At 59.9% G+C, this 16,352-nt stretch carries 16 protein-coding genes; 4 read left to right on the forward strand and 12 right to left on the reverse strand.

Translation table 11 applies throughout. The annotated features are described in order from the left end of the window. Window positions 1-50: 50 nt before the first annotated feature. Complete coding sequence (locus Y707_RS0110180) at window positions 51-284, forward strand: DUF6480 family protein (protein ID WP_026535005.1); 234 nt, start codon at window positions 51-53, stop codon at window positions 282-284. A gap of 85 nt (window positions 285-369) precedes the next feature. Here the strand turns inward: Y707_RS0110180 and Y707_RS0110185 are convergent, their stop codons facing one another. The 9 genes from Y707_RS0110185 to Y707_RS0110225 form a co-directional block, all read right to left on the reverse strand. Then, a complete protein-coding gene (locus Y707_RS0110185) occupies window positions 370-1,425 on the reverse strand; it encodes a tartrate dehydrogenase (protein WP_026535006.1) in 1,056 nt (351 codons plus the stop codon). A gap of 11 nt (window positions 1,426-1,436) precedes the next feature. Continuing rightward, on the reverse strand, window positions 1,437-1,880 hold the full coding sequence (locus Y707_RS0110190) for a tripartite tricarboxylate transporter TctB family protein (RefSeq protein ID WP_026535007.1): 444 nt from the start codon (window positions 1,878-1,880) through the stop codon (window positions 1,437-1,439). After that, window positions 1,877-3,406, reverse strand: coding sequence for a tripartite tricarboxylate transporter permease (locus Y707_RS0110195; protein WP_026535008.1), 1,530 nt, complete (start codon window positions 3,404-3,406; stop codon window positions 1,877-1,879). The genes Y707_RS0110190 and Y707_RS0110195 overlap by 4 nt, the downstream gene beginning before the upstream one ends. A gap of 7 nt (window positions 3,407-3,413) precedes the next feature. Further along, window positions 3,414-4,406, reverse strand: a complete 993-nt coding sequence (locus Y707_RS0110200) for a Bug family tripartite tricarboxylate transporter substrate binding protein (protein ID WP_035781159.1) — start codon at window positions 4,404-4,406, stop codon at window positions 3,414-3,416. Window positions 4,407-4,443: 37 nt separating this feature from the next. Next, window positions 4,444-5,610 (reverse strand): enolase C-terminal domain-like protein, encoded by a 1,167-nt coding sequence (locus tag Y707_RS0110205; RefSeq protein ID WP_026535010.1) that lies wholly within the window; start codon window positions 5,608-5,610, stop codon window positions 4,444-4,446. Between the two features lie 3 nt (window positions 5,611-5,613). Further along, complete coding sequence (locus tag Y707_RS0110210) at window positions 5,614-6,654, reverse strand: LacI family DNA-binding transcriptional regulator (RefSeq protein ID WP_026535011.1); 1,041 nt, start codon at window positions 6,652-6,654, stop codon at window positions 5,614-5,616. A gap of 354 nt (window positions 6,655-7,008) precedes the next feature. Further along, window positions 7,009-7,656, reverse strand: a complete 648-nt coding sequence (locus Y707_RS0110215) for a cysteine hydrolase family protein (protein WP_026535012.1) — start codon at window positions 7,654-7,656, stop codon at window positions 7,009-7,011. Beyond that, window positions 7,656-9,233 (reverse strand): Na+/H+ antiporter NhaC family protein, encoded by a 1,578-nt coding sequence (locus tag Y707_RS0110220; RefSeq protein ID WP_026535013.1) that lies wholly within the window; start codon window positions 9,231-9,233, stop codon window positions 7,656-7,658. The genes Y707_RS0110215 and Y707_RS0110220 overlap by 1 nt, the downstream gene beginning before the upstream one ends. Before the next feature lie 90 nt (window positions 9,234-9,323). Continuing rightward, a complete protein-coding gene (locus Y707_RS0110225) occupies window positions 9,324-10,202 on the reverse strand; it encodes a fumarylacetoacetate hydrolase family protein (protein ID WP_026535014.1) in 879 nt (292 codons plus the stop codon). A gap of 208 nt (window positions 10,203-10,410) precedes the next feature. Between Y707_RS0110225 and Y707_RS25005 the strand changes: the two genes are divergently transcribed. Both Y707_RS25005 and Y707_RS29750 read left to right on the forward strand, forming a co-directional pair. Further along, window positions 10,411-11,448: an asparaginase gene (locus tag Y707_RS25005; RefSeq protein ID WP_081744769.1), complete on the forward strand. Its 1,038-nt coding sequence runs from the start codon at window positions 10,411-10,413 to the stop codon at window positions 11,446-11,448. A gap of 39 nt (window positions 11,449-11,487) precedes the next feature. Beyond that, the gene (locus tag Y707_RS29750) at window positions 11,488-12,222 is read left to right on the forward strand and encodes a GntR family transcriptional regulator (RefSeq protein WP_081744770.1); all 735 of its coding nucleotides are present in this window, start codon (window positions 11,488-11,490) and stop codon (window positions 12,220-12,222) included. Here Y707_RS29750 and Y707_RS0110240 read toward each other — a convergent pair. Together Y707_RS0110240 and Y707_RS0110245 are read right to left on the reverse strand one after the other, a co-directional pair. Continuing rightward, window positions 12,208-12,948, reverse strand: a complete 741-nt coding sequence (locus Y707_RS0110240; RefSeq protein ID WP_026535016.1) for an aspartate/glutamate racemase family protein — start codon at window positions 12,946-12,948, stop codon at window positions 12,208-12,210. The genes Y707_RS29750 and Y707_RS0110240 overlap by 15 nt on opposite strands. Window positions 12,949-13,047: 99 nt before the next feature. After that, entirely contained in the window at window positions 13,048-14,523 is a 1,476-nt protein-coding gene (locus Y707_RS0110245; RefSeq protein ID WP_051441862.1) for an NCS1 family nucleobase:cation symporter-1, read from the reverse strand. Between the two features lie 201 nt (window positions 14,524-14,724). Between Y707_RS0110245 and Y707_RS0110250 the strand changes: the two genes are divergently transcribed. Further along, on the forward strand, window positions 14,725-15,606 hold the full coding sequence (locus Y707_RS0110250; RefSeq protein ID WP_026535018.1) for a universal stress protein: 882 nt from the start codon (window positions 14,725-14,727) through the stop codon (window positions 15,604-15,606). A 74-nt stretch (window positions 15,607-15,680) separates the two neighbouring features. Here Y707_RS0110250 and Y707_RS31440 read toward each other — a convergent pair. Further along, window positions 15,681-16,352: L-lactate permease (locus tag Y707_RS31440; protein WP_173401458.1), on the reverse strand; the 672-nt coding region annotated here is incomplete at its 5' end.

Here is a 16,352-nt window from a genome sequence, read left to right on the forward strand (position 1 = left end):
GCGGCGGCAAGCCGGTTCTCTAACCACTATTTTAAAGGAGAGACGAAGTTATGAGCAGCTACCACCCTGAGAAGGACCCCCAGAATCCGGACCGGCCCGACGGTGAACAGCCCGACGGCGACAAGGACCCCGGCGACCGGAACTCCGAAAGCAAAGGGGACAATACCAATCCGGATCCACTTGACGGAAACGTCACGGGCCTCGAACCGGGCGGCGGCGTCCCTCCCGGTGAAACGCCGCCCGCCGAGGACCAGATGAGCTCTGACCAGGGCCACGACGAGTAGCAGCCCTTATCCCGAAATGTGTGATGCCCTCCTGATCGAATCAGAAGGGCATCACGCTACGGCAGAGATATAGAACCTATTCGGCTCAGCCGGTCAGGGCGTCGACCACCGCCCGGGTGACATCCTCTGTCGTAGCGGTACCGCCGAGGTCGGCCGTGCGGGGACCACCATTCGCCAGCACGCTGGCGATGGCATCGATAATTGCTCCGCCCGCCTCCTCTTGGCCCAGATGCTCCAGCATGAGGGCACCGGACCAGATCTGACCGATTGGATTGGAGATCCCCCTGCCGGCAATGTCCGGCGCGGAACCGTGAACCGGCTCGAACATCGAAGGGTGCGTCCGCGTGGGATCGATATTGGCTGATGGTGCAATCCCGATGCTGCCAGCGACGGCCGCACCGAGGTCGGACAGGATGTCACCGAACAGATTCGAAGAGACCACCACGTCGAGAGACTGCGGACGTTGGACGAAATACGCGGCCAATGCATCAATATGCATTTGTGATACCGCGATGTCCGGATACGACGCTGCAGTCTCATTGAACACTTCATCCCAAAACGGCATCGTATGGACGATCCCGTTCGACTTTGTCGCGGAGAGCAACTGCCCCTTTCGCTCACCTGCCAGCTCAAAGGCGTATTCCATGACGCCCCGCACGCCGCGCCTGGTGAAGACTGACTCCTGGATCGCGATCTCCTCCTCGAGACCCCGGTAGATCCTGCCACCGATCTCGGAATATTCTCCTTCGTTGTTCTCGCGTACGACGACGAAGTCGACGCCGTCACCGGTATCGCGCAGGGGCCCATCAATTCCCGGGAACAGACGGATTGGACGGTAGTTCACGCGCTGGCGGAATGCGCGCCGGATGGGGATGAGCAGACCCCAGAGCGAAATGTGGTCTGGAACTCCGGGATAGCCGACGGCACCGAGGAATACGGCGTCACTATTCCGGAGTTGATCAAGACCATCCTCAGGCATCATGGACCCGGTCCGGGTGTAGTACTCGCAGCCCCAATCCTGGGATTCCCATTCCAACTTGAAATCCCACTTGGTGCCGGCAGCTTCGAGGACACGCTGCGCGGCCGGAACCACTTCCTTACCAATTCCGTCTCCGGCTATTGTCGCAATCTGGTACTGCATACGTTCTCCTTCTACATACCGATAAGTGTGGAAACTGGAAGCGGAACCAAGAGGACCCGCGTAAAGATCAGAAAGCAACCAACAACTACGACGACGGCAACGACGGCGTCCTGCACCACGTCGCGGAGCCGCGGCCGGCCCTCCCGGATCAGAAGCGCCATGATCAAAAAGGCGGCCACCCCACTGATCGTGAAGCCGAAAATTCCCAGAGCAAAGGCCCAACCGATAACCAATGCAGCCGCGATGGCAAACATGCGCAAGCTGATTTCGCGCGGACGGCGGGTCCGATCACCGCGCAGGATGCCATGGACAAGAATTCCCACCCCGGATACGGCAAGAACGATCAGAACAAAGTCGGGGAAAACACCCACCATCGGGTCGTTGTAGTTCCGCTGGACCCAGAATGCACCGGCCACCACGAGGAGGATCGCTCCACAAATCACATTTGCCCTCATGGTGCTTTCACCTTCCCGGCTTTCCGCTTTTCCCTGAGGTCCGTGATTAGTGGCCAGGCCAGTCCGAGAATGACGAGGACGATAAGTACCAGGCTGATCGGCCGGGTAAAGAACGACGTCCAGGGGTTCGCCTGAGCGGTGGCCGTCAATAGACCCTGTGCCAGGCCGGTTTCGATGATCGGTCCCAGAACCACGCCGAGCACGATCGCTGCCGGCGGCAGGCCGACATTCCGTAATCCATAACCGATGAGGCCAAGGGCTACCATCATCAGGACATCGAGGGCACTGTTCCGGACCGCATAGGATCCCACAATAGTGAGCAATGCGATGAGGGGAGCCAGGTAGTGTGTTGGCGTCCGGACCACTGCCCGCTGCAGCCCGCGGCCCGCGACCAGGCCGACCGGAGCCATCAGGATCGCTGATACCCCGACCGCGAGAATGAAGGTGAAGGTCAGTACACCTTGCTCCTCGAACAGATCAGGCCCAGGACGCAACCCGTGCAGCAGGAGCACGCCGTAGATCACGGCATCCGGCGGCGCCCCGGGAATTCCCAGCGTCAGCAGTGGGACCATTCCTCCACCGACGACGGCGTTATTGGCAGCCTCCGGTGCGACGACGCCGTCGATCTCGCCCTTTCCGAAATTCTTGCTTCGTTTGGAGGTGCGCTTTGCCTCGTTGTATGCGATCAGGTTCGCAACGCTTCCTCCGGCGCCGGGCAGGATGCCCACGAAGGTTCCGATGATGGAGGATCTGATGGGATTGAGCGGCCGGGACAGGAGATCACGCAGGGTACTCTTCAACTCGCCGCCTCGTTGCCTGGCTTGTGCATCTGCGGCCATGGCCGCCGTCCTCGAGCCTGGGGCGATAACCATGTCCACAATTGTCGGAATCGTGAACAGCCCGATAAGGGCCACGATCAGTGGAATGCCCCCTTGCATTTGAGTGAAGCCGAAGGTGAATCGCACCTCCCCGCCGACGGGGGAGATGCCGATTGTGGAGATCAGCAGACCCAGGAAGCCGGCCGCGAGTCCTTTGACGAGCGAGGGGGCAATCCCCGCGATCATGGTTAGGCCGAAGATCCCCATCCAAAAGTACTCTTGCGGCCCGAACGCCAGCACAACCTGGGCGAGGAGCGGTGCAAGGACGAGCAGTCCGATAACTCCGATGACGCCCCCGACGACGGACCCGACAGTGCTGGCGATGATCGCTGCTTCACTGCGGCCCTGCTGCGTCATCGGATAGCCATCGAACGTTGTTGCAATCGATGACGGCGTACCGGGAGTGTTGACCAGGATGGCCGTAAACGACCCGCCGTAGATCGCACCCATGTAGAAAGCGCCCATCAGGACCAAGCCCGTGGTTGGGTCCATGGCGAACGTGATCGGCAGCAGCAGGGCAAGTCCAACTGTCGCGCTCAAACCCGGTGTCGCACCGACGGCCATGCCGGCAATAACGCCGACGATGATGAGGAGCAGCATCATCGGCGTCACGACCTGGCCCATGGCCTGCGTAATGTCTACGAACATGGAGGCATCAGTCCTTGAGGAGACCGAAGCGCTCTAGAAGGTCTTCGGCCTCTGCCGTTTGCTCTTCAGTGAACTGCGTCGCCTCCTCCGGGCCCATGTCTTCAATATGGAATCCGAGTTCTTCCATCTTCTGCTTCACTTCAGGGTCCTCGTTGACCGCCTTGAACGCGTCGGCGACCTGCTGCACGATCGCATCCGGGGTCTCCGGCGGAACGGCAACGCCGCGCCATGCACCTTGGACTACGTCGTAACCTGAATCTTTGAAGGTCGGCGCCTCTGGCAATTCGGGAAGCGGTTCCTCTGAAGCAACTGCGAGCACCTTGGCTCCCTGCTCCTTCAGATTCAAAGCCTCGGTGTTGTAGGTCATCAATGCATCGACCTGGCCGCCCAGCAGGGCGGGAGTGGCGGCACCCGTGCCGCTGAATGGCACGTAGGTGAGATCGATATCGGCGGCCTTGTTGAAGGCCAATGTTCCTATGTGGTTAGCTGAAAACGATGCGCTGCCGCCGACGGTGAGCTTCTTCTCCTCTGCTGCCTTGACGAAGTCCTCGACCGTCTCGTACGGGCTGTTTTTCGAGACGACCAGCGCGTTGGGGGTGCTCTCGAAGATGTAGGCCCATTTGATCTGCTCTGTTTCGTAACCCGCATCGTCCCTGGCAAGCGGCTGCAGAACGATATGGGGCAGATTCGCCCCCATCAGGGTGTGCCCATCGGGCTTAATGCTGGTTGCCAGTTCCGACCAGCCCACCGCGCCGCCACCGCCGGGGCGGTTCGAGACCGAGACGGACTGCCCCATCGCGTCTTCCAGCGCTTGTTGCTGGAGTCGGGCGGTGATGTCGGACTCGCCGCCGGGATCAAACGGGATAATGTATTGCACTGCTTGTGTCGGGTAATTCTCGGCGGCGTCGTCGGTGCTGCTTTGCGTCGTGCCGCACCCGGTAAGCGCCATTGCTGCCCCTGCCAGGACGGCGATGCCCCTCTGTGTCCGAACTCTAGCCATGATGCATTCCTTTCAACTGCGGCCTTCGGCCGCTGATTTAGAACTGTTGGTTGAACAGCTCACGAAGTGTTGATTTGTGTTCAATGCCGATCCCCGGTGCTTCCGGAAGGCGGACTTGACCGTCGATAATCGGCGTTTCGTCTGCAAAGCCGCCGAACGGTTCGAAGACCCGGGGATAGGATTCGCAGCCACCCAGGCCGAAGGCTGCCGCAATCGCCAAGTTGTACTGATGCCCGCCATGGGGGTAGCAACGGCCCGGTCGCCAGCCATGGATATCGAGTACATCGAGCATTTCGACAAACTCGGAAACGCCATAGCTCAAACATGGGTCCATCTGAAGTACGTCCCTTCCGGGGCGCAATCCGCCGTACCGTGCAAGGTTGCGGACCTCGTGTACGGAAAATAGATTCTCCCCGGTGGCGAGAACGCCGCCGTACTCCTGAGCTATCGCTGCGTGTGTCTGATAATCCAGCGGGTCGCATGGTTCCTCATACCAAACCAGGTCGTACGCTTCGAGTGCTGCCGCGTAGTCCAGGGCTTCCCGCAACCCGAACCGGCCATTGGCGTCTACAGCCAGCCGGGACCCCTCGGGCAACACTTCAAGAACCGATTCGATCCGTTTCATGTCCATCCCGATGGACGCGCCGCCAATTTTCATCTTGACGTCCATGTAGCCGAGCCCGAGGTACTCCTTGATCTCGCGCTGCAGCTCGGGTATGTCGTCGCCCTTCCGGTAGTAACCGCCTGCCGCATAAACGGAAACGGTCTCGGGCAGTGTGCTGTCCGGGCGGAACCGCTCGTGCAATGCCCGGTACAACGGCTTGCCGGCAGCTTTCGCAGCAAGATCCCACATCGCCATGTCGAGAGTGCCTACCGCCACCGCGCGATCACCATGGCCGCCGGGCTTTTCATTCCGCATCACGATCTGACGGACGGCGACGGGATCAATGATGCCGGTCCCGTCGTCGAGCAATTCTTTGGGTTCGGCCGCTTCCAACCGTGGAAGCAGCCTGTTGGTGAGAAGACCGGTTTGGGCATAGCGGCCGTTGGAATGGAAGCCGTAGCCGACGACCGGCTCTCCGTCGACGACGGCGTCCGTGTACACGGCAACCATGGAAACGGTCATCTTCGAGAAGTTGATGACGGCGTTGCTGATGTGCGCGTCCAAGGGAACTTCGGCGATCTTGATGTCGGTAATGCGCATGTGTTAAGTCCTCCTGGACATGTTTGTTGGCTGGGCCGTTGAACCGCGCAAGAGGAGCTCCGCGTGCATCCTGACAACTTGGGCTGGTTCCTTCTCGTCCTTCGACAGAATGCTGGCAACCAGGTTGGCGGCGCTCTCGCCCATCTCCCGGTACGGCGCCATGATGGTGGTGAGTTGCGGGCTGAACAACTGTCCCCATTGAGAGTCGCCGTACACGATCAGGGACAGCTCCTCTGGAACCTTGATGCCTAACTCCCGCACTGCCCGCGCCACGCCCATCGACAAACTGGAGCTTCCGACGAGCAGGGCAGTCGGCAGGTCCGGGCCGGACAGGAGTTCCTGGGCTGCCTGGTAGCCGTCGCCCTCGGTCGGAGGAAGCAGGCGGATGTGTGTTTGCCGGAGTTGTTTACCTCTGCGCTCCAGTTCCTCCCGTACACCCTCAAGCCGCTCGCGTCCGTTGCTGACCGCATCGGTGGTGCCGATATAGGCGATCGATTCGTGCCCCAGATCAAGCAGGTGTCTTGCGGCCTCGATAAACGCCGCCCGCTCGTCGCAAAGCACCATGTTCTTGGACAAGCCAGCGGTGCGGTTGAATTCAAGGACCGACATTCCGGCGAGCAACTTACGGGACCCCGCGGTCATTGATGGCGACGGCGCGACGATAACCGCACCGACCCGGGCCTCTGCCAGACTTCGCAAAGCGTTGAATTCGAGTTCTGGATCGTCACCGGAAATGGCCAGGATCAGCTGATGGCCGGAGCGGGAGACATACTGCGCGCATGCATCGGCAGCAATGGAGTAGGCGAGATTTTCGATGGCGGGGACCAGGAAGCCGACAAAGCTGCGGGTACGCGACCGCAGGGACCTGGCGAGCCGGTTGGCCACATAACCGCGGGTCAATGCATGAGTGCGGACGCGTTCGGCAACTTCTGGTCTCACCGCCGGGCTGTCGTTCAGGACTCTTGAGATGGTGGCGATTGAGAGGTCCAACTCGTTCGCCAAGTCGACGATGCGCACCGGAGCGGCAGAAGCATCGGAGTGCATGGGGCCGTTGCTGCCCGCATTCCCGGACAACGACTCGCTCGTAACACTCGATGCGGACATTGCGTCCCTACGTTTGAAAACGTTTACAAGACATCACGGTAATGAGATGTAGGACACATGTCAATGGTTTTGGGAACGTCCCATCTGGTTTCACAGCTTGTGAGAGAAACGTCGCGCATCCAATAGCCGGAAGCGATACTTGTTCAATCCCTCTGGAGGAAGCGGATCGCAGCCTGCCCCGGATGCTCGGTTCCAAGGGCATGAACGTCAACAGTGTGGCGGCGGGGCCGGTCGGGGCACACTAATTCCGTCCACGATGCGCTACGACGCGTAAGGGATGACGTGCTTGGCAGGTCATCCCTTAGGTGCAAGTTCATTCGCTGTCGCCCTCAGCGCAGTTATGATCGCCTCGCTCGTTGTGACGGTGACGCCAATGTCCGCCACCTCGCGCAAGCCGCGTTCGTATGTTCCGCTCACCGCATCCGAAACCAGAACTGTCGCGAAATCACGCTCACTGGCCTCGTAGAGACTGGTCCGCGGGCAATTGGGAAAATTGCAGCCGACGAACGCCAAATCAGTAACCTCGAGCCTCCGGAGATGCTCCTCTAAGGGAGTGTTATAGAAGGCGCCCCATCGCGGCTTGTACATGAGCCACTCTGACCGACCGGCCTGCTGCAGGGCTCCGTCCAGCAGAACATCCGCGTCGAGCTGAGGCGCCTCCGGTGGCAGGAGATCCGTGGCGACCTGGCTGCCCTTTGTTCCAGGGCGGACGATGCTTGCTGTCGACAGCACCGTCCGCCTGACCGGCTCAGCGTTCGACCCGTCAGCGACATACAGCCGCACGACATGGATGATGGGACGGCCGGCCAACCGGAAGGCGCGGGCGACCCGGCTCATGGCAGGGATACACTCTGCCGTCCCGTCAATCCGTGCAGGTGCGTTGGTCTCATAGAAGTCCCGCTGGACATCTATGGTGACCAAAGCCGATCGGTCGAGTGACACTACTCGCTGCTCCTCGCGCTATCGGTCGCAGGGGTTCTAACACCAGCCGACTTCGTCCTGAGTACAAAGACGGCGATGGCGAGGGCGGCCAGTGTCGTCACCAGGCCGACAACGATGTTCCTGCTCAGTCCAAGGGAAATGTATCCGACCATGGAGGCTCCGGCGCAGACCATCGCATAGGGCATCTGCGTCTTGACGTGATCGATGAGATGTATGCCCGATCCGATTGAAGACAGGATCGTCGTGTCTGACAACGGGGACGTGTGGTCTCCGAAGATGGCACCCGCGAGTACGGCACCGAACACCGGAATCAAGAGTGAGATGTCCACCGTAATTGCGATTTGAGCGGCTATCGGCAGGATTAGACCGAAGGTGCCGAACGTGCTCCCCATCGAAAATGAGATAAATGCAGCGAGGGCGAATAGGATGACCGGCAGCAGAGCGATGGCGAGATCACCATCGAGCAGGCGGGCGACGTACTCGCCGATTCCCAGCAACGAGATGATTCCGGCAGTCATCCAGGCGAGGAACAGCACGGCACCGGCCATCAGCATTGACCGGACTCCCGACCACGTTGCCTTTCCTACCTGCTTCCCGGGAACCCTTTTCATCAGGAGCCTGACCGCCGACAGAGCACATGCGGCCAGACCACCATAGAAGAGGGAAATGATGACGTCGGTATTGGCCAGAACGTTCATCGGGGTTATCGCGCCCTCCGTGTTGGAGATGCCGATCCAAAGTGCCCAAACCACTGTGACGCCGATCAGTGTTGCCACTGGCAGAATCAGGTCACCGACCTTGCCATCATCGCGGGTCGGCAGATTGCGATCAGCTTCACCGGGCACGGGGCCCTGGGAGGTGTCGAACAACACGCCGTCTTCGATCGCGGCTTTTTCATGCTTGCGCATAGGGCCGATATTGATCGAGAAGTATGCAACAGCGATGACGAACAAGATTGCGGTGATGGCGTAGTAATTCGTCGGAATTGAAAGCAGGAATGCCTCATAGCCTGAATATTGGGTGATGCCGTTCGCGGCGAGGATCCCCGCCATCGTGGCGGCGATGAATGCCGCCCATCCCGAGATTGGCATCAATATAATCACCGGCGCTGCAGTGGAGTCGACTAAATACGAGAGTTTTGCCCGTGAAATGCGGTGTTTGTCGGTGATCGTCCTACTGACGTTGCCACCCACCAAACTGCTGAAAGCATCATCGAAGAAGATGATGATACCGAGGACGATGGGAACCAGCTGCGCTTGAACACGTGTCCTGACTTTCGTAATCGCCCATTCAGAGAATGCTCGCAGTCCCCCTGACAAGTAGATGAACGACGTCAGTATTCCGAGCAGAATAACGAATGCGAGTATGTACATCTCCTCTGCGACGCTGCCGTCCGCAATGACGAGGCCCGACGCTACGTCGAAGATGAGCGCGAGGGTGGCAAGAATGTTCCATTGGCTGTACAGCAGGGCACCGAGAATGATTCCAATTGCCAGGGAAGGCAGGATTCTCTTTGTGACGATAGCCAAGCCGATGGCTATAACCGGCGGAAGAAGAGACAGAATAGACGGTTCCATTGGTTGGATCTCCTGATAGTTGTGGATGAGACGTCTTCCGCCGCGCTGAAGATAGTCCTCAGCGGATCGCGAACGGAGCTGAGTTTTGGGTTATTGCAGAACCCTTTCCCCAACCAGGGCATTCGTTAGCACGCCAAGGCCCTCGACTTCACATGAGATCTCGTCGCCAGGCTTCAACCAGATCTTTTCCTGCATGCCAAGGATCACTCCTTCGGGCGTTCCGGTATAGATGAGGTCACCCGGCTCCAACGTCATGATTTGCGACAGGTCGCTAATCATTTCCGCAACGGAGAAGACCATGTCTTTCGTGTTCGAGTTCTGGCGCTGCTCGCCGTTGACCCAGCACTTGAGGTTTAGATTCTGCGGGTCCGCCACTTCATCGGCTGTGACGATATAGGGTCCGAGGGGCGCGAACCCGTCGATTGCCTTGCCATACAGCCATTGAGTAGTGCGCATTTGGAGCTCACGGGCCGAAAGATCGTTTCCGGTGGCATAGCCGAATACGTAATCGAGCGCTTCAGTGACGCCCACGTTGCGGGTTGGCTGGCCGATGACAGCAACCAGCTCAACTTCATAGTCGACCTGTTCGGTCGCAGATGGCACGGCGACGCTTTCTTGATGCCCGGCAAGGCTGTTGCGGAACTTGGAGAAATAGATCGGACGACTCGGCAGGGGCAGACCTGCCTCCGCGGCATGCTTCCGGTAGTTTGCCCCCACGCAAATGATCTTGTTGGGGTCATTTATCGGCGGGGCAAATGAAATCTCTGCTGCTGGAACGGTCTCTTTTGCCGTGCCGAGTACGTGCTTAAGTTGATCAGAACTTTCCGCACCGCCAGCAATCAGTTCCTGCATCGTTGCTGGGGCAGGAAGACCGGCCGCTGCTGCAGCCGCGCGAACATCAACGACGCCTGCATCTGTCTCGATGCCCAGTCGTACTCCGTCAGGTGCATGGAAGGAAAGGATTTTCATTCAAGGCTCGCTATCTATGTCGGTGATCGGCACGTATGCCGTCGTGGGGTTGATGTGTATAGGGGAACCGCCCTAATGGGCCAAACACCGAACGTTTCAGCTCTTGATCGATGAGATGTGGATCACAATACATAATAGATTGTGTATTGTCATCAGTAACATTGACGGTCCTGCAGCCGTTGAGAACCGATCCGGAGGTTGACTCCCCATGACGAGTGACCCATTACCGCTTCCCCGCGTAAGCCTGCGCTCGCTAGGAGGAACCGTGGCAATGACTTCTCCCAAGCCCGGTCAAGGCGCTTCGCCCACAATCGATGCATCTGAACTTATCGAAGCCATCCCAGCCTTGGATAAGATCGCGATCATCGACGCTGCTTCGTTCTGTCAGATTCCCGGAGCGTCGTTGGACTTCCGGAAGTTGGTGGAATTGCGGAATGATTTGGAGCGGGCTTGCAGCGCGGGGGCAAGGGGAATGGTCGTCACTCAGGGAACCGACACGATGGAAGAATCGGCGTTTCTCCTAGACCTCTTATGGTCACGTCGCGAGCCGATTGTCTTCACCGGAGCGATGCGGACGGCGGACTCGCCGGGCGCTGACGGACCTGGAAATCTTGTAGCTGCGGTATCTGTGGCGGCCTGTCCGGATGCCATGGGGCGAGGCTCCCTTGTCGTGATGAATGACGAAATTCATCTCGCCCGCTCCGTACGGAAGTCGCATACAACCAGTCCATCGGCCTTTGTCTCTCCGCCGACAGGGCCGGTGGGCAGGGTGCATGAAGGACAAGTGGCGTTCAATTGGCCGTCATACCGCAACGAGTCGTTTCCGGTTGCGGTTGGTCAAAAAATGGCTCGCGTGGCGTTGATACGGGTATGCCTTGGAGACGACACATTCCTGTTGGAGCGGGCCATGGAGTCCTATGACGGTGTCGTGGTGGAGGCGCTCGGGGGAGGCCACGTTCCGTCCTGGTGGGTGGATCCGCTGTTGAAAGCGGCCAAGAAGCTTCCGGTGGTGCTTGCTTCGCGTGTGGGCTCCGGAGCCTTACTGCGAAAAACCTACGACTTCCCCGGTTCGGAACAGCAACTTCTGGCGGGGGGTTTAATCCCTGCGGAAGATCTCGATGGGACGAAGGCTCGCATACTCCTCAGCGTGGCGATAACGACGTCGTCCGTGGAGAGCGCAATTGCAGCGAACTTTGCGCGGGTTGCACAACGAAGTGAAAACGGGATCTCGGCGCATGACTACTAAAACTAATTGGGATGGGATCTATCTGTGGGAGATAATTCAATGATTATGGATATTCAACCCCCACGATCAGCCGAACCGAATCTTTCAGCACTTTCTGATGCTTCATCTGGAATAAAAGGTTCCCGGCAGACGGCCCAGCAGCTGGCCTATGAGATATTGCGGCGCGCAATCGTGCGCGGGGCATTAGTACCAGGCACCCGTCTCACCCAAAGTGAAGTCGCTGCTCAATTATCAATTAGCACGGGCCCGGTTCGTGAAGCCCTGCGCCAATTGGCGGACAGCAGGTTGGTTCGTATCGATGCCCATAAAGGAGCCATCGTGCGGGAGTTGAACAGGGAAGAACTGCTGGAGATCTATGAATTGCGGCTCTTGCTCGAGCCGCTCAACGTCCGTAAGGCTGCCGAAAGAATCACCGATGCTGAGCTCGACATCGCTGAAAACCTATGGAAGCAAATGAACGATTCTTCAGATATTGATGCCTGGGTTGAAGCCAATCGGAACTTCCATGCCGTATTTGCCCACGCCGCCAGATCGCCCAATCTGATGCAGATCCTTACGGGGCTACGCGACAGCTCGGCCCTCTATGTCAGGTGGTCAATCCTGCTATCTTCGGACGTTCCGGCGAGAGCCAACGCCGATCATCGGCAATTGATCGACGCCTGCCGCAATAGAGAAGGGGACAAGGCGGCCGCTATCGAAGAGAAACATCTCGAAGCCACTCTCAGTGCTGTCATGGACAACCCTCTTCCCAGACAGTTCTCAAGCCCCCAGTAACGGTCCCGTGGCCGGTGGCCAGTTCTTGAAGGTCTTGGGCCGCGGCGGCGCGAAGGTGCGGACTTTCGACGTAGACAATCCCATCCGTACCAGCGACTCGGCGATGGTGACTGCTGCTGCGACGCCGTCGACAACGGGTACGCCGGTATGTTCGACGACGCGCTCGTTGAGTCCGGCCATGCCTCCGCAACCAAGGCAGATCACTTCGGCCTTATCCCGCTCCACCGCGAGGATGGACTCGGCGACGATCGCCTTCACGGTCGCATCGTGGTCCTGCTCTAGCTCGAGCACACCGAGGCCGCTCGCCCTGACGGAGGCGCAGCGGTCGAACAGTCCGGCCAGTTTGAGCCGGTCTTCGATGAGCGGCACGGTCCTGTCCAAGGTGGTGACTACCGAGTACTTGTGGCCGAGGAATTGGGCGGTGCTGGCGGCGGCTTCGGTAATGTCGACGACCGGTACGTCGAGGAGTTCCTGAAGTCCCTCCCTGCCGTGTTCGCCGTAGCCAGCCTGGATAACGGCGTCGAACGGGCCATCATAGGAGCGGACGGTTTCCATCACTGCGACGGCGGCCAGGTAGCTTTCGTAATTGCCCTCGACAGAGTCGGCTCCGAAAAGCGGTGTAAGCGGGATGATCTCCGTGCCCGGCGCGGCGACGGCGGCTGCCTGGCGGCCAATGGCTTCGGTCATGGCCTCGGTGGTGTTGACGTTGACGACGAGGATTCTCACGCCAGGCCTCCTAACGTTGTGCGGTGTGCGCGGTAGTAGTGCAATGTATGTGGTGCCGGGTTGGCTGCGGGGGTGGTGAGGTCGTGACGCGTTGGACGGTTATTCGCTTGCGACGGCGATTGGCTCGCCGTCGACGTCGCGGATTGGCTTGCTGCGGTCCGCGATGGCGATGTAGAAGACCAGCGCGAGGCCGGCTCCGATGAACCAGGAGAATCCGGACAGCGCCGCAAAGGCGGGCACGAGGGCCAGCGCGATGGCGATAATGGCCGCCGGAACGAGGGCGATAATGGCGCGGCGGTTGTAGCCCGAGCGGTAGTGGTAATCGCCGTCGGGCTCATCTGTATAGAGGTCGGGAATATTGATTTTGGACCGGCGGAGCAGCCAGTAGTCCGCGATGATGACGCCGAATACCGGGCCGAGGACCGCTCCGAGGCCGCCGAGGAAGTACTCGATCACCACGGGGGAGTTGTAGAGGTTCCAGGGCAGGATGACCAGACCGATGATCGCGGTGACGAGTCCGGCGCGGCGGAAGTTCAGTTTCCGCGGGAAGAGGTTGGCGAGCATGTAGATCGGGGCGACGAAGTTCGCCAGCAAATTCACGGCGATGGTGACCAGGATCAGCGCCACGCAGGCTACGACCAGCAGGAAGGTGTTGGGAATGGTTTGGACGATGTCGGACGGTCCAGTGATGATGTTGCCGTTGATTTCGAACTGCGCGCCGGCCAGAACGACGACGATGGCGGCAAAGAAGAGCATGTTGACGGGGATGCCGATGATGTTGCCCTTGACGATGGCCGCCTTGTTCTTGGCCGATCGGGTGAAGTCGCAAACATTGAGTACGAATGTGCCGTAGATGACGACCCACAGGGCGGCTCCCTGGAAGATCTGCAGCCACATCTCGCCGCCGGTCAGGCTCTTGTCGGTGGACAGGGCGATGGATCCGCCGGCTTCGATGAACATCCAGATGGCGATCGCGAGCATCGTGGTCAGGATGATCGGTCCGACGTAGGCCATGTATTTGCGGATCATGCCCATGCCGTAACTAACGATCACGACCTGGACGATCCAGAGGGAGATGAACGAGATCCATCCGAGTGCAGACAATCCCAGAATCGAAATTTCGGTGAGCGATTCCAGGGAGGGGAACAGCGCCAGGAGCAGCACATTCAGCACGGCCGCGGCGAGATAGGTCTGGATACCGAACCAGACTATGGCCACCCCTCCGCGCACCAGGGCAGCAATCTGTGCGCCGCTGATGCCGAATGCGATCCGGCTCATCACCGGAAACGGAACGCCGGTCTTCTCGCCCATGAAACCGGACAGGGTCAGCAGCAGGAAAATCAGGAGCGAACCGAGCAGGAACGTCAGCATGATCTGCCAGACGCCGAGGCCCAGCGCGAAGAGCCCGATCGCGAAGGCGTAATTGCCCAGGCTGTGCACATCGTTGGCCCATAACGTGAAGATGTTGTAGGAGCCCCATCGCCGGCCCGCCTTTTTGGTGGGGGCGAGATCGTAGTTATACAAGCGGGGGCTGACTTGAAGATCTGTCAATTGAGCCTGATTGAATGTAGTCACTGAATACCCGAAGTTCCGTATGGTGAAATCTGTTTCTCGGCAATTGAAAGAAGCGTACGCGTGATCGGGCTCACGGTCAAAGCTGTTTCGGTGGGTAATCGATATTGCGTATCCGCTCCCGATGCTGATACTGCTTGATGCACATCACCCTTGGGTCAACATGTTCAGGGGCAATGTCACTAGAGAGAGGGCGGATCGTCCATGCGTTACATCGTTGGTTACACTCCTGATTCACGGGGAGCGGATGCCCTTGCGCTGGCCGCCGTTCTGGCCCGGAATCCGGGCGCCCGGCTGGAGGTCGTCCACGTCCTGGATGGGCCGGAGCCCGTCGAAGCCAGTTCCGGTCCCGAGCGGAATGTGCAGGAAATCCGCGCCGGTCGCGCCCAGGAGTGGCTCGATGAAGCCCTCGAGATGATTCCCAGTGACGTCTCCGCTGCCAAACAGCTTCGGTACGCGCATTCGTTCGCCGAAGGTCTTATCGACGCGGCGACCGAAGGCGAAGCCAACCTGATCGTCGTCGGCGCTGCCCGTAACGGATTCCTCAAGCGGTTCACCGTCGGGTCGGTCGCCAGTTCGCTGCTGCACGCTTCGCCGGTGCCACTGGCCCTTGCGCCGTCAGGTTATGAAGCACCAGCCAGCATCACCCGGATTACCTGCGCCATCGGTACCCGGCCGGGCTCGGAAACGCTCTTCGACGTAGCAGTGGATGCCGCAGCCTTGCGCCATGTTCCGCTGCGGCTGATCTCGCTTCTCGCCTTGGATGCGCACGACGACGTCAATGGCCAACGGGCCGTCGAGCAGGCCCGGGCACATGCCCGGGAGGTGCTGGAGCAGGCCTGCGAAAATGTGACGGCCGGGACGGAATTGAGTGCCGCCGTCGCCCGCGGCAAGACCATCGAGGACGCGATAGAAGACCTCAAATGGGACGAAAGCGAAATCGTCCTGATTGGGTCCAGCCGGCTGGCGAAGCGCAGCCAACTCTTCCTCGGGACCACGGCGAACAAGATGCTCCGCTCGCTGCCGGTGCCCATGGTCGTGGTGCCGCGCGATCACGTGTCGCTCGATCAGTCTCCGACGGCGTAGCTGCTCACGGGCGCGAGGTCAGGCGGCGAGGTCAGCCCGCGACGGCGGCCGCTTCGCCAACCCGCCAATCCCGCCTACGCCAGCAGGAAGCAGGCGATGCCGAGGATGGCCACGACTCCGGCGTTAGCCAAAACCACCGGTCGGAAAACGCTGCCGAACTGGATGGGACCGGCGTCGGGTGTGGAGGAGTCCGTGGTGGATTTGCCGCCCTCGGCGACGGCGATTGCCAGGGCCACCCGTGGCGGTGCCGCCATGAACGTGACGGAGGCCGCCGCGTTCTGGCCCGCCAGCGCAATCAGCGCGCTGCTGTTCAACGCGTTGGCAGCCTGCACCGTGCTGGTCGAGAACATCGCGGCGGATCCGGTGTTGGAGCCGGTGATGAAGCCACCGAGCCCGCCGACCACCGGAATGAGCGCCAGGTAGGCTGGCCCGAGCTGCGCCGCGTAACCGGCCAGGGCACTGCTCATGCCACTGGCGGCGAGTAGTCCGCCGAGCACCAGGAATGCACTGGTTGAGTATGCGATTGTCCACCAGGCGCCCAGTCCCTCGACGATCAACCTGGACAACCTGACGCCGCGCATCCGCACCAGCGCCGGCGTCAACAGGCAGGTCAGCAGCAGCCAGGTCGCAGGGCTCGCCACATACTCACCAGCGCCTTCTATGCTGAGCAAATCAACCAGGACGCTGGTGACCAGCAGCCCGACAATCAGCACCGAATACGGAAGAACCGCCCGCCGGATCGGCCC

It is taken from the genome of Arthrobacter sp. H14, from assembly GCF_000520495.1.
In the GTDB taxonomy this organism is placed as follows: Bacteria; Actinomycetota; Actinomycetes; order Actinomycetales; family Micrococcaceae; genus Arthrobacter_C.